Annotated in this window: 16 protein-coding genes; 9 read left to right on the top strand and 7 right to left on the bottom strand. The window is 65.5% G+C overall.

The annotated features are described in order from the left end of the window. Positions 1-20 precede the first annotated feature (20 nt). The 4 genes from FR728_RS08085 to FR728_RS08070 all read left to right on the top strand — a co-directional run bounded on the left by FR728_RS08085 (position 21) and on the right by FR728_RS08070 (position 3,967). Positions 21-1,784, top strand: coding sequence for an ArnT family glycosyltransferase (locus tag FR728_RS08085; RefSeq protein WP_208998692.1), 1,764 nt, complete (start codon positions 21-23; stop codon positions 1,782-1,784). A gap of 69 nt (positions 1,785-1,853) precedes the next feature. Continuing rightward, on the top strand, positions 1,854-2,798 hold the full coding sequence (locus tag FR728_RS08080; protein ID WP_208998691.1) for a phosphatase PAP2 family protein: 945 nt from the start codon (positions 1,854-1,856) through the stop codon (positions 2,796-2,798). Between the two features lie 62 nt (positions 2,799-2,860). Continuing rightward, on the top strand, positions 2,861-3,604 hold the full coding sequence (locus FR728_RS08075) for a glycosyltransferase family 2 protein (RefSeq protein ID WP_149892281.1): 744 nt from the start codon (positions 2,861-2,863) through the stop codon (positions 3,602-3,604). A gap of 48 nt (positions 3,605-3,652) precedes the next feature. Then, positions 3,653-3,967, top strand: a complete 315-nt coding sequence (locus tag FR728_RS08070; RefSeq protein WP_149892039.1) for a lipid-A-disaccharide synthase N-terminal domain-containing protein — start codon at positions 3,653-3,655, stop codon at positions 3,965-3,967. Between the two features lie 85 nt (positions 3,968-4,052). On the opposite strand, the gene metC is transcribed toward FR728_RS08070, so the two are convergent. Further along, positions 4,053-5,255 (bottom strand): cystathionine beta-lyase, encoded by a 1,203-nt coding sequence (metC, locus tag FR728_RS08065; RefSeq protein WP_149892038.1) that lies wholly within the window; start codon positions 5,253-5,255, stop codon positions 4,053-4,055. A 300-nt stretch (positions 5,256-5,555) separates the two neighbouring features. Between metC and FR728_RS08060 the strand changes: the two genes are divergently transcribed. The 4 genes from FR728_RS08060 to FR728_RS08045 all read left to right on the top strand — a co-directional run bounded on the left by FR728_RS08060 (position 5,556) and on the right by FR728_RS08045 (position 10,065). Further along, on the top strand, positions 5,556-6,572 hold the full coding sequence (locus FR728_RS08060) for an amino acid ABC transporter substrate-binding protein (protein WP_149892037.1): 1,017 nt from the start codon (positions 5,556-5,558) through the stop codon (positions 6,570-6,572). A gap of 249 nt (positions 6,573-6,821) precedes the next feature. Next, the gene (locus FR728_RS08055) at positions 6,822-8,036 is read left to right on the top strand and encodes an amino acid ABC transporter permease (RefSeq protein WP_149892036.1); all 1,215 of its coding nucleotides are present in this window, start codon (positions 6,822-6,824) and stop codon (positions 8,034-8,036) included. A 10-nt stretch (positions 8,037-8,046) separates the two neighbouring features. Further along, a complete protein-coding gene (locus FR728_RS08050; RefSeq protein ID WP_149892035.1) occupies positions 8,047-9,198 on the top strand; it encodes an amino acid ABC transporter permease in 1,152 nt (383 codons plus the stop codon). A gap of 72 nt (positions 9,199-9,270) precedes the next feature. After that, complete coding sequence (locus FR728_RS08045) at positions 9,271-10,065, top strand: amino acid ABC transporter ATP-binding protein (protein WP_149892034.1); 795 nt, start codon at positions 9,271-9,273, stop codon at positions 10,063-10,065. An 82-nt stretch (positions 10,066-10,147) separates the two neighbouring features. Here the strand turns inward: FR728_RS08045 and FR728_RS08040 are convergent, their stop codons facing one another. The 6 genes from FR728_RS08040 to FR728_RS08015 form a co-directional block, all read right to left on the bottom strand. After that, positions 10,148-11,731 (bottom strand): OmpA family protein, encoded by a 1,584-nt coding sequence (locus tag FR728_RS08040; RefSeq protein ID WP_149892033.1) that lies wholly within the window; start codon positions 11,729-11,731, stop codon positions 10,148-10,150. Between the two features lie 155 nt (positions 11,732-11,886). Further along, complete coding sequence (gene sseA / locus FR728_RS08035; RefSeq protein ID WP_149892032.1) at positions 11,887-12,729, bottom strand: 3-mercaptopyruvate sulfurtransferase; 843 nt, start codon at positions 12,727-12,729, stop codon at positions 11,887-11,889. A gap of 81 nt (positions 12,730-12,810) precedes the next feature. Continuing rightward, on the bottom strand, positions 12,811-13,521 hold the full coding sequence (locus tag FR728_RS08030) for an alanyl-tRNA editing protein (protein WP_149892031.1): 711 nt from the start codon (positions 13,519-13,521) through the stop codon (positions 12,811-12,813). A gap of 181 nt (positions 13,522-13,702) precedes the next feature. After that, complete coding sequence (locus FR728_RS08025) at positions 13,703-14,350, bottom strand: LysE family translocator (RefSeq protein ID WP_149892030.1); 648 nt, start codon at positions 14,348-14,350, stop codon at positions 13,703-13,705. 45 nt (positions 14,351-14,395) lie between these two features. Beyond that, the gene (cls, locus tag FR728_RS08020; protein WP_149892029.1) at positions 14,396-15,895 is read right to left on the bottom strand and encodes a cardiolipin synthase; all 1,500 of its coding nucleotides are present in this window, start codon (positions 15,893-15,895) and stop codon (positions 14,396-14,398) included. Positions 15,896-15,924: 29 nt separating this feature from the next. Then, a complete protein-coding gene (locus FR728_RS08015; RefSeq protein WP_149892028.1) occupies positions 15,925-16,959 on the bottom strand; it encodes a cysteine synthase A in 1,035 nt (344 codons plus the stop codon). A 359-nt stretch (positions 16,960-17,318) separates the two neighbouring features. On the opposite strand from FR728_RS08015, the gene FR728_RS08010 reads away from it, so the two are divergent. Further along, positions 17,319-17,993: a ChrR family anti-sigma-E factor gene (locus FR728_RS08010; protein ID WP_208998689.1), complete on the top strand. Its 675-nt coding sequence runs from the start codon at positions 17,319-17,321 to the stop codon at positions 17,991-17,993. Positions 17,994-18,079: the final 86 nt, after the last annotated feature.

The raw sequence follows: 18,079 nt of genomic DNA, 5'->3' as shown, positions 1-18,079 counted from the left end.
GGCATGACGGGCTGGCGCCGTTGCTGTTGCTAGGTCTGACGCTGCTGCTCTTCATCCCCGGCCAGATGACCGTGCCGCCGCTGGACCGGGACGAGCCCCGTTTTACCCAGGCCTCCAAGCAGATGCTGGAGCGCAACGACTTTGTGGATATCCGCTATCAGGACGAGGCACGGCACAAGAAGCCGGTCGGCATCTACTGGCTGCAAGTCGCGGCTGTAAAGCTGACGGGCCATGATGCCACGGCGCCGCTGTGGGTCTATCGCCTGCCGTCCCTGATTGCCGCCGTGCTTGCGGTGCAGATGGCCTACTGGTTCGCCCGCGCCTTCACTGGGCCGCCCGCGGCGCTCATCGCCGGTCTCTTCGTCGCCGGTGCGGTGATCGTCGGTGTCGAGGCGCGGCTGGCCAAGACCGATGCGGCGCTCTTTGCCGCCATTCTGCTGGCGCAGGGCGCGCTTGCCCGTCTGTGGCTGGCAGGCGAGGGACGCCGGACCAATGGACTGGCCTTCCTGTTCTGGACCGGGCTCGGGCTCGGCGTCCTGATCAAGGGGCCGGTGGCGCCCATGGTCGTGGGGCTGACGGTGCTGGCGCTCATGGCGCTGGAACGCAAGGCCGCGTGGTTTGCCCGCAGCCGGCCGCTGCCCGGTGTGATCTGGCTGGTGCTGCTGGTGCTGCCCTGGTTCGTGGCCATTACCCTTGCAACCGACGGGGCCTTCTTCCGGGAGGCCATCGGAAAGGATCTGCTGGGCAAGGTCGGTCAGGGGCAGGAAGGCCATGGCGCGCCGCCCTTCACCCATCTGGCGGTGATGTTCGCGATCTTCTGGCCGCTTCCTGCCTATGCGCTGCTGTCGCTGTCCACGATCTGGCGGGAACGGGCCAGCCCGCTGGTGCGGTTCTGCGCCGCCTGGTTCGTGCCGTCCTGGATCGTCTTTGAGCTGGTGGCGACCAAGCTGCCGCACTACACCATGCCGCTGCTGCCGGCACTGGCACTGCCTGTGGCCGTCGCGCTTGTTGCCGGGGCCGGCGCTCTTGCCTCTGGCGAGGTGCGCGGATCCCGCAGGCTGTCCTGGGTTGCCGCCGTGCTTCTGGCCCTGCCGCCGGTCGGGCTGGCGGTTGTCGCCCTGGCCGGGCCGCTGGCGCTTGGTGTCTGGCCCTCGCCCCCCGGTGTCGTGCTGGTGGTGATCGCGGCCTGTCTCGCGCTTGCAGGTGCCGGACAGATCCTGAAAGGGGCACCGCTCAAGGCGCTGCCCGCCTCGATCGGCGCGGCCCTGTTCGTGGCCTTCGGCTTCTGGGGCTATGTGGGTCCGGCCCTGTCGCCGATCTGGGTGTCGCCGCGTCTCGTCGCGGAGATTACCCGGGTGACGCCCTGTGCCGATCCGCAGGTGGCCTCGACCGGTTTCAATGAACCGAGCTTCGTCTTCCTGCAGGGCACCGACACGCTTCTGGTCGGACCGGAGGCCAATGCGGATTTCCTCGCCGGTGACGTGGCTGGCAGCCGCGCCTGCCGCATTTCCGTGGTAGATGCCACACAGGAAGACCGTTTTCTCGCCCAGGCGCCGACGAAGGGTCTTGTGCCTGTCCTCCTCGGCAGGGTACAGGGCCTGAACATCAATGGCGGCGACGAGCTGGATCTTGCCCTCTACGGCGCCTCGGCCTCGACGGTCGAGAAGTCCGAGGACCGGGCGGGTGCCGTTGGGGCTGCAAGCGGTTCCGGCAAGGCGTCTGGCGCAGACGCGCCTCTGGCCCCAGACGCTGCTCCGGCCCCAGACGCTGCTCCGGCAAACTGACGGCCGTCGGGCTGTCGGCCAGCACGCCGACCGAGACCACTGCCCAAACATGGACTGAAAGACTGCACCGTGGACCGAAACGATCTCGACACGCCTCTGCTGCCTGCCGCCAGGGACATCCCGTCCCGGATGAAGCGAAACCTTGTCCGGGTGGGGGCTCTCCTGTCCGGTCGCCGGGTGCGGGCGCGCAGGGCAGAGCACAAGCCGCTTCGCCCGGGCCGCAGGCCGCAGGACATTGTCGCCTTCGCCCTCCTGACCGTGGGGCTGGCGATCGTCCTGCTCGACATTCCGTCCACGCCCTGGCTGCGGTCGCTGCCGCCCCAGTATCGCAACACCTTCTCGGCGCTCACGGATATCGGCAAGTCGGACTGGATCCTGATCAGCACCGGGGTCATCTGCCTGGCACTTCTCACCCTTGAGGCCCGGCGTCTGCGTTTCCGCCTGCGCATGGGCGTTGCGGCGGCCTGGACCTATCTGGGCTTTCTCTTCTACACGGTGGCCGCTTCCGGTCTTCTCGCCATCGTGCTGAAATGGTGCTTCGGCCGTGCGCGACCCAAGCTTTATGAAGAGCTCGGGCCTGTCGCCTTCGAGCCCTTCATCTTCCACGGCGCGCATACCAGCTTCCCCTCCGGACATTCCACCACGGTGGGGGCTCTTGCCATGGCTCTCGCGCTGATCTTCCCGGCCTGGCGCTGGCTGATTGGCGTGGTCGCCTTCTGGGCGGCCTTCAGCCGGATCATGGTCGGCGCCCATTATCCGTCCGACGTGATCGCGGGCACTCTGCTCGGGGTCACCTTCACCTATTTCAGCGCGCGCTATCTGGCGCGCCGGCGGCTCGGGTTCCACTTCACGGAAGCGGGCTCGATCCGCCCGATCATGGGGCCTGTGTCGGCGGGCGCTTGCCTGCGGGCGTTCGGGTCTGTATTGAGGCGCCGATCCGGCCTTCTTGCCGGAGCGCAATCTGCGGCCGCTGGGAGGGTGGACACCGCGAAGGACGAAGGCACGGGCGAATGAGCGAGATCGACGGGACCATGATGGGACAGGACACAACCGGCATGCCGCTGGACGGGCGGAGCATGCCCCTGGACGTGACGGTGCCCCTGGACGTAACGGTGGTCGTGCCCGCCAAGGACGAGGCGGAGAACCTGCTGATCCTACTCGACGAGATCGGGGCCGCCCTTGAAGGTCGCCGCTTCGAAGTGATCGTCATCGACGATGGCTCCTCCGACGGCACCGGCGACGTGCTGAAGCAGTATCGCCTGACCCATCCCTGGCTGCGTCCGCTGCGCCATGCGGTGGCCTGCGGCCAGAGCTGCGCGGTGCGGACCGGCGTGCTCCATGCCCGCGGCGCCGTCGTGGCGACCATCGACGGCGACGGGGAGAACAACCCAGCCTATATTCCGCAGCTTCTCGATGCGCTGAACGCTGCCGGGCCCGCCTGTGCGCTGGCCGCCGGTCAGCGGGTCGGCCGCAAGGCGAGCCTTGCCAAGCGTCTTGCCTCCAAGGGCGCGAACAAGCTGCGTGGCGCCATTCTCAAGGACAACACCCGCGACAGCGGCTGCGGCCTGAAGGCCCTGCGCCGCGAGGTGTTCCTGACGCTGCCCTATTTCGACGGCTGGCATCGGTTCCTGCCCGCGCTGGTGATGCGCGAGGGCTTTGGCGTGACCCATGTGGACGTGCTGGATCGCCAGCGCCGCCACGGCCAGTCCAAATACGGCATCTTCGACCGGGCGCTCGTCGGCGTTCTGGACCTCTTCGGGGTCTGGTGGCTGCGCCGCCGCCGCAAGAAGCTGCCGCAGGTCTCTTCCCTGGCCGACTGATCCCGGCCTTCCGGCCCCTTGCGCGGGCCCTGACGGATGTTTCTCCCGATGCAGTTTGTGCTCGATTATCTTCACACGGTCTTCGTCCAGAAGTTCGACTTCTGGTTCGTCTTCGGCATTGCCGCCCAGGCCATGTTCATGATGCGCTTCGTGGTGCAGTGGCTGGCGTCCGAGCGGGTCGGCAAGTCCATCGTGCCGATCGCCTTCTGGTTCTTCTCGCTCGCCGGCGGTGTGATGCTACTGGCCTACGGGTTGGTGCAGCGCGAGCCGGTGATCATTCTCGGCCAAGCGCTTGGGCTGATCATCTACCTGCGCAACCTGCGCCTGATCTTCAAAGAAAAGCGGCAGGACCCGACGGTCTGACCCGCCTGACCGGCTCTTCACTCAAAAGGCCCCGCAGCGGTGATGCTGCGGGGCCTTTTTGCATTCTTGATGCCACGACGGGCGGTCAGGCCGGAATGGCGGCGGCGAGCGCCTGTTCCAGATCGGCGATCAGGTCGCGCGGATCTTCCAGACCCACATGCAGGCGAACCATCGGACCGGCCTCGACGACACTGGCCGGGGAGGCGGTGCGGATGCCGTTCAGGCGCACCGGGATCGCCAGGCTCTCGTAACCACCCCAGGAATAGCCGAGGCCGAAGAGCTTCAGCGCATCGAGGAAGGCCTCCGACTGGGCCTCGGACACGCGCTTGTCGAAGGCGAAGGTAAAGAGGCCGCAGGCGCCCTTGAAATAGGTGCTCCAGAGATTGTGACCGGGGCTGCCGGCGAGTGCCGGATAGCGCACCTCGCGGATCTCCGGGCGGGACTGGAGCCACTCGGCCACGGCCGTGGCATTGCGCTGGTGACGCTCCAGGCGCACGGACAGGGTCTTCAGGCCGCGCAGGGCCAGATAGACGTCGTCGGGGGCCACGTGCAGTCCCAGCCAGCCATGGGTGGCTTCCAGGTCCGGCCAGGCCTCGGCGCTGGCGGCGACCGTGCCGATCATCGTGTCGGAGTGGCCGACGATGTATTTCGTCGCGGCCTGGATCGACAGGTCGATGCCGTCCCTGATCGGCTGGTAGAAGAGGGGCGTCGCCCAGGTGTTGTCCATCAGAACCCTTGCGCCGCGGGCCTTGGCGGCGGCGACAAGGGGGGCGATGTCCAGCATTTCCATGGTGAGCGAGCCCGGGCTTTCCAGGAACAGTGCGCGGGTGTTGTCCTGGAACAGGCCCTCGACCTCGGCACCGACGGAGGGATCGAAATAGGTGGCGGTGATGCCATAGCGCGGCAGCAGCCTGTCGGCCAGTTCCCGGGTCGGGCCGTAGCAGGTGTCGACGATCAGGACGTTGTCCCCGGCCTTCAGGCAGCTCAGCAGGGCAAGCGCGATGGCATTGAGGCCGGAGGTGGCGAGCTTGGTACCTGCAGCCCCCTCCAGCGCGGTGATCGCTTCCTCGAGGGCTGCGGTGGTCGGCGTGCCGCGGCGCCCGTAGTGATAGGTGCGCGAGCCATCGCGCATGGACTTCACGTTGGGGAAAAGAACAGTGGAGGCGTGAACGACCGGCGGATTGACGAAACCGTGGAAGTCTTCCGGATGGTTTCCCCCGTGGGTGAGCAGTGTATCCGGATAAATACTGCCATCGTTTTGGGCAGCGTCGGGTCGATTTTTACTCATGTTCACCTTCTGTGCAGTGCATTCCGGGGGAATCGCCGATTCGGCTTGGGAATTTTGGCAGTCATGAGAGTGCAACCCCTTGACCGGTTGCGTCAAATGCCATCGAATGCGTGCATTGGGCTCGAGAACGGCATTCGGAGGACGATTGTGAGGGGCAGGCCGAAGGGCCGGTTTCCCACGCGTTGAATGCAGCCAGAACCTGAGGGAGGCGAGATCCGTGTCACGGACCCCTGCCGGACTGAGGTTCAGTCTCTTGCCCAGTACAACGATAAAGTATGGGTAACAAAAGGCTGCATATCCATGTCCAACAAAATCCTTCCGCTTGTCATCGGTGCTGCCATGGGCGTCGGCGCGACGGCTGCTCACGCCACCACGCTTGAAGACGTCAAGGCAAAGGGCTTCGTCCAGTGCGGCGTGAGCCAGGGCCTTCCCGGCTTCTCCAACCCCGATGCACAGGGGAACTGGTCCGGTATCGACGTCGATTACTGCCGTGGCGTTGCCGCAGCCGTGTTCGGCGACGCGAATGCCGTCAAGTTCACCCCGCTGTCCTCCAAGGACCGTTTCACCGCCCTGTCTTCCGGTGAAATCGACATCCTGTCCCGTAACACCACCTGGACCATGTCCCGTGACACCCAGATGGGCCTGAACTTCGCCGGCGTGACCTATTACGACGGCCAGGGCTTCATGGTGCGCAAGGATCTGGGCGTGACCTCCGCTCTGGAACTGTCCGGCGCGTCCGTCTGCACGCAGACCGGCACCACCACCGAGCTGAACGTCGCCGACTACTTCCGCTCGCACAACATGCCGTATGAAATCGTCGCCTTCGACAACAACAACTCGGTTGTTGAAGCCTACGACGCCGGCCGCTGCGACGTGTTCACCACCGACGCCTCCGGCCTCTATGCAGAGCGCCTGAAGCTGGCAAACCCGGGCGACCACATCGTCCTGCCGGAAATCATCTCCAAGGAGCCGCTCGGCCCGGTCGTTCGCCAAGGCGATGATCAGTGGTTCAGCGTTGCCAAGTGGACCCTCAACGCGATGATCAACGCTGAAGAACTCGGCGTGACCTCCGCAAACGTCGACGAGATGAAGGCCTCCGACAACCCGGGCATCAAGCGTCTGCTGGGCACCGAAGGCGCCTTCGGCGAGCCGCTCGGCCTGTCCAACGAGTGGGCCTACAACATCATCAAGCAGGTCGGCAACTACGCCGAAATCTTCGACAAGAACATCGGTCCGGACACCCCGCTGGGCATCTCCCGCGGTGTGAACGCGCTGTGGTCGCAGGGCGGCTTCATGTACGCTCCGCCGATCCGCTAATCGGTTCTGCCGGGGCCCTTGCGGGCCCCGGCTCACCTTCGGTGGACCGTCTCCAGACGGTCGACCGGTCCCGGCCGCCTCAAGTCTGCGTCATAAGCGGACAGGCCGCGCCGGATGAACTGCCAAACAAAGTCTCCCGCGTCACTGTCACCAGGTCCGAGCATATGGGCCGGGGCGGGGCAGGGTTTTCCCGCCGCTCATCCATCAAGGGGTTGAAGGGGAGAGCGGTCAACTTGGGGTATTGGGTACATGTCAAGCGATACGCAGGACCGGGCGGGTGCGCCGGCGCGTGCGTCGCTCCTGAATGATCCGAAAGCCCGGGGCCTGTTCTACCAGATCGTCGTCGTCGTCGGTCTGGCGCTGTTCTTCTGGTTCATCGTGTCCAACACGATCCACAACCTGCAGCGTCTGAACATTGCTTCCGGTTTCGGCTTTCTCGAGAACACCGCGGGCTTCGGGACGTCGCAGTCCCTCATCAACTATTCCGAAAGCTCAAGCTATGGCGACGCGATCCTTGTCGGTCTGCTGAACACCATCCTGGTGGCGGTGATCGGCATCTTCTTCGCCACGCTGCTCGGCTTCCTCATCGGCGTTGCGCGCCTGTCCAACAACTGGATCATCTCCAAGCTGGCCTATTGCTACGTGGAGCTGCTGCGCAATGTTCCGCTGCTTCTGCAGATCTTCTTCTGGTACTTCGCCGTGCTGCGCTCCATTCCGGGCAAACGCGAGAAGTGGTCCCTGTTCGACACGTTCCACCTGAACATCGTCGGCCTGCGCGGCCCGGCGCCGATCTTCGAGCCCGGCTCGCAGTTCATGTTCTATGCGCTGATCGTGGCCATCGGTGCGGCCTTCGGGCTCAGCCGCTGGGCGCGCAAGCGCCAGGACGCGACCGGCCAGCAGTTCCCGTCCTTCTGGGCCGGGCTCGGCCTGATCATCGGCCTGCCGACGGTCGTCTGCCTGCTCACCGGCGTTCCGGTTCATCTGGAATATCCGGTCTTCAACGAGACGGGGCCGATCCTCAAGCGCGGCTTCGAGCTGGGCACGGGCTTCAACCTGATCCCGGAACTGCTCGCCCTCGTGCTGGCGCTGTCGCTCTACACGGCCGCCTTCATCGCGGAAATCGTGCGCGCCGGCATCCAGGCGGTCAGCCATGGCCAGACTGAGGCCGCCCAGGCGCTCGGCATCCGCCAGGGCCTGACCCTGCGCCTGGTCGTGATCCCGCAGGCCATGCGGGTGATCATTCCGCCGCTGACCTCACAGTTCCTGAACCTGACCAAGAACTCCTCGCTTGCGGTGGCCATCGGCTTCCCCGACCTGGTGTCCATGGGCGGCACGGTGCTGAACCAGACCGGTCAGGCGCTGGAAGTCATCGCGATCTGGATGGCAGTCTATCTGTCCCTGTCGCTGCTCACCTCGGCCTTCATGAATTGGTACAACCAGCGCATGGCGCTCGTGGAAAGATAAGGAGAGGGACATGTCTGACGCTCAAATGTTCCAGATCCGCACCGTCGAGGCGCCGCGTCTGCCGGCTCCGTCGTCGACCACCGGTGTCATCGGCTGGATGCGACAGAACCTGTTCTCGTCCATCGGCAACACGGTTCTCACCATCCTCGGCGCCCTGATCGCCTGGGCGCTGATCGAGCCGCTGATCGAGTTCGCACTCGTCAAGGCGGTCTGGACGGGTGACGACCGCACGGCCTGCCTCGGGGCGGACGGCGAGCACATCGGCGCCTGCTGGGCCTATGTGGGCGACTACATGCAGCAGTTCATCTACGGCCGCTACACGACCAGTGAACTGTGGCGGGTGAACACGGTCTATGGGCTCTTCGCCCTGCTGCTCGTGCCGCTTCTGGCGCCGTCCGTACCCTACAAGGGGATCAACGCCCTTCTGCTGCTCGTGGCCTTCCCGATCGTGGCCTATTACCTGCTGACGGGCCTCGTCATCGGCGACACGGTGATCCTGCCGATCGTTGAGACGGCCCAGTGGGGCGGCCTGCTGGTCACGCTGGTGATTGCGGTCACCGGCATCACGGCCTCCCTGCCGCTCGGCATCCTCTTTGCCCTCGGCCGGCGCTCCAACATGCCGATCATCAAGCTGATCTCGGTGATCTTCATCGAGTTCTGGCGCGGGGTTCCGCTGATCACCGTGCTCTTCATGTCGTCGGTCATGCTGCCGTTGTTCCTGCCGGACGGGGTAACCTTCGACAAGCTGCTGCGCGTGCTCGTCGGCGTGACCCTGTTCTCGTCCGCCTATATGGCGGAGGTGGTGCGCGGCGGTCTGCAGGCGATCCCGAAGGGACAGTATGAAGGGGCGATGGCGCTGGGTCTGCGCTTCTGGCCGATGATGTATCTCATCATTCTGCCGCAGGCGCTGAAGCTGGTGATCCCGGGCATCGTGAACACCTTCATCGGCCTGTTCAAGGACACGACGCTGGTGCTGATCGTGGGCATGTTTGACCTGCTCGGCATGATCCAGTCGTCCTTTGCGGATCCGAGCTGGGCCACGCCGACGCAGGCGCACACGGGCTATCTGTTCGCTGCCTTCGTGTTCTTCGTCTTCTGCTTCGGCATGTCGCGCTACTCGATCTTCGTCGAGAAGCAGCTGCACACCGGCCACAAACGCTAACGGGCCCAAGGGCCCAGGCGGGAGCGGTGAGCCGCTTCCGCCGCCATTCTTCTCAAGTCTGGAGTGAAACCCATGTCTGACACCGCTGTGGAGCTGAATCTCGATCGCTCGCGGATGATGGTTTCTGAAACCGAAGTCGCTGTCGAACTCATCAACATGAACAAGTGGTACGGGGATTTCCACGTGCTGCGCGACATCAACCTCAAGGTCATGAAGGGCGAGCGCATCGTCATCTGCGGCCCGTCCGGGTCCGGTAAGTCCACCATGATCCGCTGCATCAACCGTCTGGAAGAGCATCAGGCCGGCCAGATCATCGTTGATGGCAACGAGCTGACGGGTGACCTGAAGAAGATCGACGAGATCCGCCGGGAAGTCGGCATGTGCTTCCAGCACTTCAACCTCTTCCCGCATCTGACGATCCTGGAAAACTGCACCCTTGCGCCGATCTGGGTGCGCAAGATGCCGAAGCGCCAGGCCGAAGAGATCGCCATGCACTATCTGGAGCGCGTGAAGATCCCGGAGCAGGCCAACAAGTACCCGGGCCAGCTCTCCGGTGGTCAGCAGCAGCGCGTGGCCATTGCCCGCTCGCTCTGCATGAACCCGAAGATCATGCTCTTCGATGAGCCGACCTCGGCGCTTGATCCGGAAATGATCAAGGAAGTGCTCGACGTGATGGTGAGCCTGGCCGAAGAAGGCATGACCATGCTCTGCGTGACCCACGAAATGGGCTTTGCACGCAAGGTGGCGAACCGGGTGATCTTCATGGATGCCGGACAGATCGTCGAACAGAACGAGCCGGAGGCCTTCTTCCTCAACCCGCAGCACGAGCGGACCCAGCTCTTCCTGAGCCAGATCCTGCATCACTGATCGGGTCGCGCGCGAGCGCAAGACAAACGAAAAGGCCGGCGAAATCGCCGGCCTTTTTTTGCTTCTGAGATCTCGGTCGGGCCTATTCCTCGCCGCGCAGCAGCGGGGTGATGCGGCGGACTGCAACGCGGCGGTTTTCCGCGTTGGCGGCCTGGGTCCGGACCTTCAGATACTGCTCGCCATAGCCCTGGACCACGAGGTTTTCCGGCGGAATGTCGAAATAGTCGGTCAGGGCGAGAGCAACGGATTCCGCACGGGCATCGGACAGGCGCAGGTTGGAAATGTCGTTGCCCACCGCATCCGTGTGGCCCTCGATCAGGAACACGTCATCCGGGTTCTGGCGCAGACGCTCGGCAATGGATTCCCCCAGATAGGAGAGGGTGTCGAACTGGTCGGCGGGGATCGCCGCAGAGCCGGTGGCGAAATTCACTGCCAGATCGACCCGGCGCAGCTTGGCGCGCAGGCGCTCGTTCTCGCGGATTTCCTCCAGGCTGTAGGCCCGTTCGACCTGCTCCACGGGAGCGGCCTCAAAGGTGCGGGCATAGGTGTCCCGGTTGGCGCGGCGGCCTTCCACGATATAGCGCTCGCGGGGCACCTCGAGGCGCAGGGGCGGCAGGTCCACCCGTTCGCGACGGCGCTCGCGGCGATACTCCTCCCGGTTGTCGATGAGGACGACCTTGCTGCCGTCCGGCCGTTCGCGGACGCGACGGATGATGTTGCCATCCGGATCCTCCACGGTGATCACCCGCGAGCCGTTGGGACGATCAATGACGATGCGCTTGTTGCCGTTCGGCAGGGTCTCTGCGGTCACACGGCTTTCCGGGGTTTCCAGACGGCGCACATCGTCATGCTCGACCCGGGCATTGGCCCCGGTGCCGATGACCACGCGGGCATCCATGTTGGGCAGGGGAATGGAGAACTGCAGGGTGTTGCCGTCCGAACGCAGGATCGGCTTCTTGCGGTCGCCATCCCGGTGGTTTCGGTCGCGGTGGTCCCCATCCCGGTGACGGCGGTCGCCCTCCCGGGTGTCTTCCGCGCGGCGCTCCTTGCGGCGCGGCTCGGAATCCGGTGCCGGGGCAGAGGCGGCAGCCGGCGCGGACTGCAGGGTGCGGGGCTCGGCGGGGGATGCCTCGGTAGTTGCGGCCACGGGCGGCTTGGGGGCGGGCGGGGCGTCGCTCGCCTGGGTTTCCTGCCCGGCCGGCTTTTCCTCCGGGGTCACATCGGCAGATGCGGCTGCTTCGGCCTCGGGCTTGGGCTCGGGGGCGCTGGCCTCGGCCGGAGCAGGGGCCGGAACTGGGGCAGGCTCGGTTACTGCCGGTGCCGGTTCGGCCGGGGTTTCTGCGGGTGCGTTTACGGGGGCGGGCTCTGCGGTCGCCTCGGCCGGAGCTTCAGTGGGAGCTGCTGCGGGGGCGTCTGCCGGGGCCTGGCGAGCATCCCGCGGGCGCTCTCCACGTTCGCGGCGCTCACCGTCCTTGCCGGGGCGCTTGCGCGGGGCCTCGCAGCCTTCGGCCTGCGGGTTCGCGGCGCAATCGACGGTCTGTTCCGGCGCGGGCGCGGCAGCATTGTCCTGGGCAAAGGCGAGGGGGCTTGCCGTCAGCAGGGTGGTGGCGGCAAGCGCCGAAAGCAGATGTCGCAGGCCGGTGCGGCGGGGCGTGGGTCGTTGCATGGGGCGTTTCCCTTTTCCTTATGGCGTTGTTAACGCTGTCGGGGGGGAAACGTCGGAGCCAGGTGACGGGTTCACAAGGGGGCAAGAATTATTTTTCTTTGCCCCGCCCCTCGCGCGTCTCTGCCAGTGTCAGGTGTCCGTCTAAGGCGCCCGTCTCAGGCTCCAGTGGCAACCTCCGTATCGTCGCGGCCGCCCCATTCGCTCCAGGAGCCGTCATAAAGCGCCAGATCCCGCACACCGAGGGCGGTGAGGCCCAGGGTCAGGATGGCGGCGGTGACGCCGGAGCCGCAGGTGGTGGTGATGGGCTTGTCGAGATCGACACCCGCCGCCACATAGGCCGCCTTCAGGTCGTCGCCCGTTCGGAAGGTCCCGTCCTCGGCGATCAGGCGCGGGAAGGGCAGGTTGAGCGCGCCGGGCATGTGGCCGCTGCGCAGGCCTGCGCGGGGTTCGCTGGCCGCGCCCGAAAACCGCTCGGCGGAGCGGGCATCGACCACCTGACGGGAGCCATCGGACAGGGCGCGGCGGATGTCGTCGAGATCCGCCACGGCGGAATTGTCGAGCCGTGCGGTGAAGTGGCTCTCGCTGCGGCGCGGGGTCTCGTCGCTCAACCGGTGGCCTTCCGCCTTCCATTTCGGCAGGCCGCCATCCAGCACATAGACCCGCTCCACACCGAAGGCGCGGAAGGTCCACCACACGCGCGGGGCGGAATAGAAGCCGAAATCGTCATAGACGACGATGGTCTGGCCGTCGCCGATGCCGAGCTTGCGCATGGCAGAGGAAAAGACATGGGGCGCCGGCAGCATGTGCGGCAGCGGGTTGGACTTGTCGCAGATGGCGTTCACGTCAAAGAAGACCGCGCCGGGCAGATGCTCCCCGCCATAGACCGGCTTCATGTCCGGGCTGGTGACCGGCGGCATCCAGGCATTGACGACGACCACATCGGGCGCATCCAGGTGCTCGGCCAGCCACTGGGTGGAAACGAGAGGGAAGTAGGACATGTTGAATCCTTCTGACGAAAAAGCGGAATGAAGCAGGCAGGCGGCGGGTGCGGGCTGCCGGTTATGGGGGCGCTGCCGGGCTCAGGCGAGGCGGATCCGGACGCGCCGGTTCTGCTTGCCCTTGTTCTCGATCTTGCCGAGCTCCAGGGGACCGATCTCGCCCGTGTCGGCCACATGGGTGCCGCCGCAGGGTTGGAGATCCACGTCGCGGCCGATGCGCACGAGGCGGATGCGGCCCGACCCGCGCGGCGGCTGCACGGACATGGTCTTCACAAGGCCCGGATTGGCGTCCAGCTCCGCGTCGGTGATCCACTCGCTGGTGACCGCATGGCTCCCGGCGGCAAGGGCGTTGAGCTGGCGGGTGATCTCGTCCCGGTCGATAGGCTGGTCTCCCATGTCGAAATCGAGCCGGCCTTCGCCGTCGCCGATCTGGCCGCCGGTGACGGGGAAGGGCAGGACGACGGAGAGGAGATGGAGTGCGGTGTGCACGCGCATCAGGGCGTGGCGCCGGTTCCAGTCCAGCTCGGCGGTGACCTGGGTTCCCGGTTCGGGCAGCGGCGCGTTTTCGGCCGGCACATGCAGGATGCCCGTCCGGTCGGCGTCATAGACCGTGTTGGCAATGGGCACGCGGGTGCCGTCGGCAAGCAGCAGCGCGCCCCGGTCCCCGGGCTGACCGCCACCGGTGGCATAGAAGACGGTCCGGTCGAGCAGGATGCCGCGCTCGCTCACTTCAAGGACGCGCGCCTCGCAGTGGCGCAGATAGGCATCCTCGCGGAACAATGGTGTGGTCATGGGTGTTCTGCGGCCTCCCCCGCCATGAGCTTGCGGGGCGCGCATGTGGCGCGGCCCGTGTTGCAAGCGAGAGTAACGGTGGTCCGCCGCTGGTCAAGGTGAGTCCGGAGCCGATCAGATCGCCCGCTCCGGTTTCACACCGCCGTCCTGGCCGGTGTCAGGCGGGGTGACGCAGCAGGGCTCAGCTGGCGTTGGCGCGGGCCGCCAGAAGCCGCAGGGCGAAGGCGCCCATGACCCCGGCGAAGGCCCAGTCGAAGGCGCGCATGGCCTTCGGCGAGCTGCGCAGGAAGCCTGCGAACTGGCTGGAGAAATAGACCATCACGATGCAGCAGGGCACGCCGAGGGCGATGAAATAGAAGCCGAGGAACAGCAGCTTGCCGGCCGCATGGGGATCGCCGACGGTGACGAACTGGGGCAGGAAGGTCACGAAGAAGAGGATGATCTTCGGGTTCAGCAGGTTGATCAGCAGGCCCTGGGACCAGACGCGGGCGAAGCTCTCCTTCTTCGTGGTCACCTCTTCGAGGGTCAGGGCCGAGCCATGGCGCACGGCCTGCACGGCCAGATAGATCAGATAGGCGGCGCCCGCATATTTCAGCACGGAGAAGGCGGTTGCGGAGGTCGCAAGCAGGGCGGAGATGCCAAGCGCGGCAAAGAGCGAGTGCACCACGATGCCGCAGGCCGCCCCGAGCACGGCCGCGATCCCCGCACGACGGCCTTGGGTCAGGGTCTTGCCCATGAAGAGGGTCATGTCCGGTCCGGGGGTGATCGTCAGGATGAAGGCTGCCAGGGTGAAGGCTGCGATGACCGAGAGGTCGGGCAGGAAGGTCATGGGGCGTCTCGCTACTGGCGCGCGGAATCGGACGCGCCGAAAGGGTTACAGCACCGGACTTAGCAGTTTTGCCCCCGTGGCGACCACTCGAAAAGCGAAGGACCGGCTCTTGAGCGCGGAGGGCGGCACGGCGCGGGAATGGGCGAAGTCGTTTTCGAGCATGCGCGCCACCTTCTCGATCATCCGTGCGTGGGTGAACCAGAGGGTGATCTCGAAATTGATCGAGAAGGATCGGTTGTCGAAATTCACCGTTCCGATGGAGGCGAGGTCGTCATCGACCAGCACCACCTTCTGGTGCAGGAAGCCGGCCTGATAACGGAAGACCCGCACGCCTCGGGCCAGCATGTCGTCGCCGTGGGAGTGGCTGGCCAGCCAGACGATCTTGTGATCGGCCTTTTCGGGCATGAGGATGCGCACGTCGACACCCCTCAGCGCGGCCGCATAGAGCGCGGTCTGGATGTCGAGGGAGGGCACGAAATAGGGGGTGGAGATCCACAGGCGCTTGCGGGCGCGGGCGGCCGCCTCGACGAAGGCGATGGCGCATTCCTCCAGCTCGTCGGCGGGGCCGGTGGGCATGACGAGCACCGGCTCGTCGCCGGGCTTCTCGATGCTGGTGAGGAGCGCCAGCGAGATGTCGCCGCCATGGGCCCACTTCCAGTCTTCGGCGAAGGACAGGGCGCAGGCCAGCGCTGCGGGGCCCGAAACGCAGACATGGGTGTCGCGCCAGGCACCGAAACGGTCGTTGCGGCCGAGATAGTCGTTCGAGACATTATGGCCGCCGACCCAGGCGTGCTCGAAGTCGGTGACCACGACCTTGCGGTGATTGCGGTAATTAAGCCGCATGGGGCCAAGGATGCGCAGATACTTGTGTCGGGCATTGAAGGCGCTGACCTGGACACCGGCCGCGCGCAGGCGCTTGCGGTAGGAGCGGGTCAGGCTGGAGGAGCCGATGTCGTCATAGAGCAGATAGACCCGAACGCCGGCTTTCGCCCGCTCGATCAGCCGGTCGGCCAGCTGGTTGCCAATCTCGTCGTCGGCAATGGTGAAGAACTGCACGAGGATGGTGTGGCGGGCGGATTCGATGCCGGCGAGGATCGAAGAAAAGGTTTCCTCCCCATTGATCAGCAGCTCGCAGCGGTTTCCCGCCAGGAAGGGCAGTCCGGCGACGCTGGAGAGGACCTGCCAGGTGCGGGTCTCCTCTTCGTCGGTGAGATCGAGCTTCCGGGCCCGCTCGGCCCGGTTGTCGCGCCCCAGCTTGTGGCGGATGCGGGCGTAGTCGTCAAAGTCGCGCCAGCCGAAGATCACATAGGCCGGGACGGTCAGATAGGGAATGAAAAACAGGGAGAGCAGCCAGGCAATCGAGCCTTGCGACGACCGGCTCTTGAGGATTTCCCGCACGGAGCAGACCGCGGCAGCGACATAAAAGACGATGGCCGCCGCGGCCAGAAGGCCGAGGTTGTTGGCCACCGTCTCCACCATATGGGTGCCGGAGGCGATGTCTCTTGCGGTGTCGGCAAGGGCCTGCGCCCCGCTCTGTGGCTCCATCGGGAAATCCGTTCTCCCCGCTTCTCGCGTCAGGCGAAGGGCGCGGTCAGCCCGGAAGAACGCTCCAGCCAGCCCGGAACCGGAAGGTTCTTCGCGCGCAGGAACTCGGGATTGTAAAGCTTGGACTGGCTGCGGGTTCCATGATCGCAAAGGATGGTCACGATCGTGTGGCCCGGACCGAGGTCCTTCGCGAGGCGGCGGGCGCCGGCCAGATTGATGGCGCTGGAGCCGCCCAGCAGCAGGCCTTCGTTCTCGGCGAGGTCGAAGACGAGGGGCAGGGCTTCCTCATCGGGGATCGCATAGGGGAAGTCCACGGTGATGTCGCCGACGATGGGGGTCGTGCGGCCTAGGCCGATGCCTTCCGCAATCGAGCCGCCGTCGGTGGCCTTGGCCACTCCGTCCTTGAAGAGATGATACATGCCTGCGCCCAGCGGATCGGCGCAGCCGATGCGGATGCCCGGAACCTTTTCGCGCAGGAAGGTGGAAACGCCGGCGAGCGTGCCGCCCGAGCCCACCGCGCAGATGAAGCCGTCGATCTTGCCGCCGGTCTGTTCCACGATCTCCGGGCCGGTGGTCAGATAATGGGCCTTGCGGTTGTCCAGGTTGTTCCACTGGTCGGCGAAGAGCACGCCGTTCGGCTCGGTCTTGGCGAGCTGTTCGGCAAGGCGGCGGGCAACGTGCTGGTAGTTGTTGGGATCGGAGAAGGGCTTGGCGGGAACCTCGATCAGCTCCGCGCCGCACATGCGCAGCATGTCCTTCTTTTCCTGGGTCTGGGTCTCGGGGATGACTATGACCGTGCGATAGCCCCGGGCGCTGGCGACCAGCGCGAGGCCGATGCCGGTGTTGCCGGCGGTGCCTTCCACGATCAGGCCGCCCGGCTTCAGCTCGCCACGGGCTTCCGCCTCCAGGATCATCTGGCGGGCGGGGCGGTCCTTGACCGACTGACCCGGGTTCATGAACTCGGCCTTGCCGAAGATCTCGCACCCGGTTTCTTCCGACAGGCCCTTGAGGCGGATCAGCGGCGTGTTGCCGATGGCGTCGACGACAGAAGAGGCAGCGGTCATGAAAAGGGTTCCTGATTGTCTTTGCGGGCGGCAAGCCCGAGGGTCTTTCGATGAGGCCCGGCCCCGGCCCGGAACGAGTAGTTCGCCTTTTGCCGCGCGCGTCAACTGGCTGTCGCACGCGGCGGACAAGAGGGTCTCGTTCCGGCCGGGGAGCCGGTCGGTTGGGGATCACATAATGCGGGGCAGGGAGGGCTGCAACCGGAGGCGCGCGGAGCGAGTTGAAATGGGACCGGCTTTCGTTCTATTTTCGGCGCGCGGGCGAGGACACCCTGTCCGATTTTCCGCGCGTCATATGATCTGCTGCCCCAAAGCCTCCGTATGAGGAAACAGAATTGTTATTTCCTCGTGACAGGAGCACCATGAGCGACTGCATGGAAAAGAACGTCACCGGTCTGGATGAACTGCTTGCGGGTTATGCCGCAGGGTCTCTTGCCATGCCTGCCCATGTGCTGGTGGGGGCTCATCTGGAATTGCGGGACACCCACCGATCCTATGTCCACCAGCTGGAAACCCTTGGCGGTGCCGGCATGGAAGACTGTGCACCCGTGGCCCTGGCCGACCGGGACAGTCTGCTCGCGCGGATCCTTGCCACCGAGCCGGCGCCGCGTGTGAGCGGCGCGTCTCATCCTGCGACGCGTTCCGGTGACGCCTGGATGCCTTCGGCCATCCGGCCGCTTCTGGGGCGCTCCGGTGCCGAGGGTGGGCTCGTGTGGAAGACGCTGCTTCCGGGCGTGAAGGAATGCAAGCTCGGCGAGATCGATGGCTGCGCCACGTCCTTCCTCTGGGTGCGTGCGGGCAAGGCCATGCCCTCCCACACCCACAGCGGGACGGAACTGACGCTCGTGCTGCAGGGCGGCTTCTCGGACTCGGATGGTCATTTCGGCAAGGGCGACATCGCCTTCGCGGACCACGAGATCGATCACAAGCCGATTGCCGATGATGACGGGGAAGATTGCATCTGCTTCACCGTGACCGAAGGCAGTCTGCGTCTGACCGGCCCGATCGGCCGGCTCTTCGCTCCCTTCATGCGCTGATTTTTTAAGGGCTTTCCCAGATCCATCGGGCTCTGAATGCGTATCTCCTGTAGACAATCTCAGGAGACACCCATGACTTCTCCCAA

This window comes from Roseibium aestuarii (genome assembly GCF_008477545.1).
In the GTDB taxonomy this organism is placed as follows: domain Bacteria; phylum Pseudomonadota; class Alphaproteobacteria; order Rhizobiales; family Stappiaceae; genus Roseibium; species Roseibium aestuarii.
Note: the sequence above shows the minus strand (reverse complement) of the source record. Positions and strands in the feature narration are given on the sequence as shown.

What these genes read in the sequence shown, in the direction of transcription:
- FR728_RS08015 (WP_149892028.1), bottom strand. Translation starts at nt 16,959, where the DNA reads ATGACCGCTGCCTCTTCTGTCGTCGACGCCATCGGCAACACGCCGCTG.
- cls (WP_149892029.1), bottom strand. Translation starts at nt 15,895, where the DNA reads ATGGAGCCACAGAGCGGGGCGCAGGCCCTTGCCGACACCGCAAGAGAC.
- FR728_RS08075 (WP_149892281.1), top strand. Translation starts at nt 2,861, where the DNA reads ATGCCCCTGGACGTGACGGTGCCCCTGGACGTAACGGTGGTCGTGCCC.
- FR728_RS08055 (WP_149892036.1), top strand. Translation starts at nt 6,822, where the DNA reads ATGTCAAGCGATACGCAGGACCGGGCGGGTGCGCCGGCGCGTGCGTCG.
- FR728_RS08010 (WP_208998689.1), top strand. Translation starts at nt 17,319, where the DNA reads ATGAGCGACTGCATGGAAAAGAACGTCACCGGTCTGGATGAACTGCTT.
- FR728_RS08040 (WP_149892033.1), bottom strand. Translation starts at nt 11,731, where the DNA reads ATGCAACGACCCACGCCCCGCCGCACCGGCCTGCGACATCTGCTTTCG.
- FR728_RS08060 (WP_149892037.1), top strand. Translation starts at nt 5,556, where the DNA reads ATGTCCAACAAAATCCTTCCGCTTGTCATCGGTGCTGCCATGGGCGTC.
- metC (WP_149892038.1), bottom strand. Translation starts at nt 5,255, where the DNA reads ATGAGTAAAAATCGACCCGACGCTGCCCAAAACGATGGCAGTATTTAT.
- FR728_RS08045 (WP_149892034.1), top strand. Translation starts at nt 9,271, where the DNA reads ATGTCTGACACCGCTGTGGAGCTGAATCTCGATCGCTCGCGGATGATG.
- sseA (WP_149892032.1), bottom strand. Translation starts at nt 12,729, where the DNA reads ATGTCCTACTTCCCTCTCGTTTCCACCCAGTGGCTGGCCGAGCACCTG.
- FR728_RS08025 (WP_149892030.1), bottom strand. Translation starts at nt 14,350, where the DNA reads ATGACCTTCCTGCCCGACCTCTCGGTCATCGCAGCCTTCACCCTGGCA.
- FR728_RS08070 (WP_149892039.1), top strand. Translation starts at nt 3,653, where the DNA reads ATGCAGTTTGTGCTCGATTATCTTCACACGGTCTTCGTCCAGAAGTTC.
- FR728_RS08050 (WP_149892035.1), top strand. Translation starts at nt 8,047, where the DNA reads ATGTCTGACGCTCAAATGTTCCAGATCCGCACCGTCGAGGCGCCGCGT.
- FR728_RS08030 (WP_149892031.1), bottom strand. Translation starts at nt 13,521, where the DNA reads ATGACCACACCATTGTTCCGCGAGGATGCCTATCTGCGCCACTGCGAG.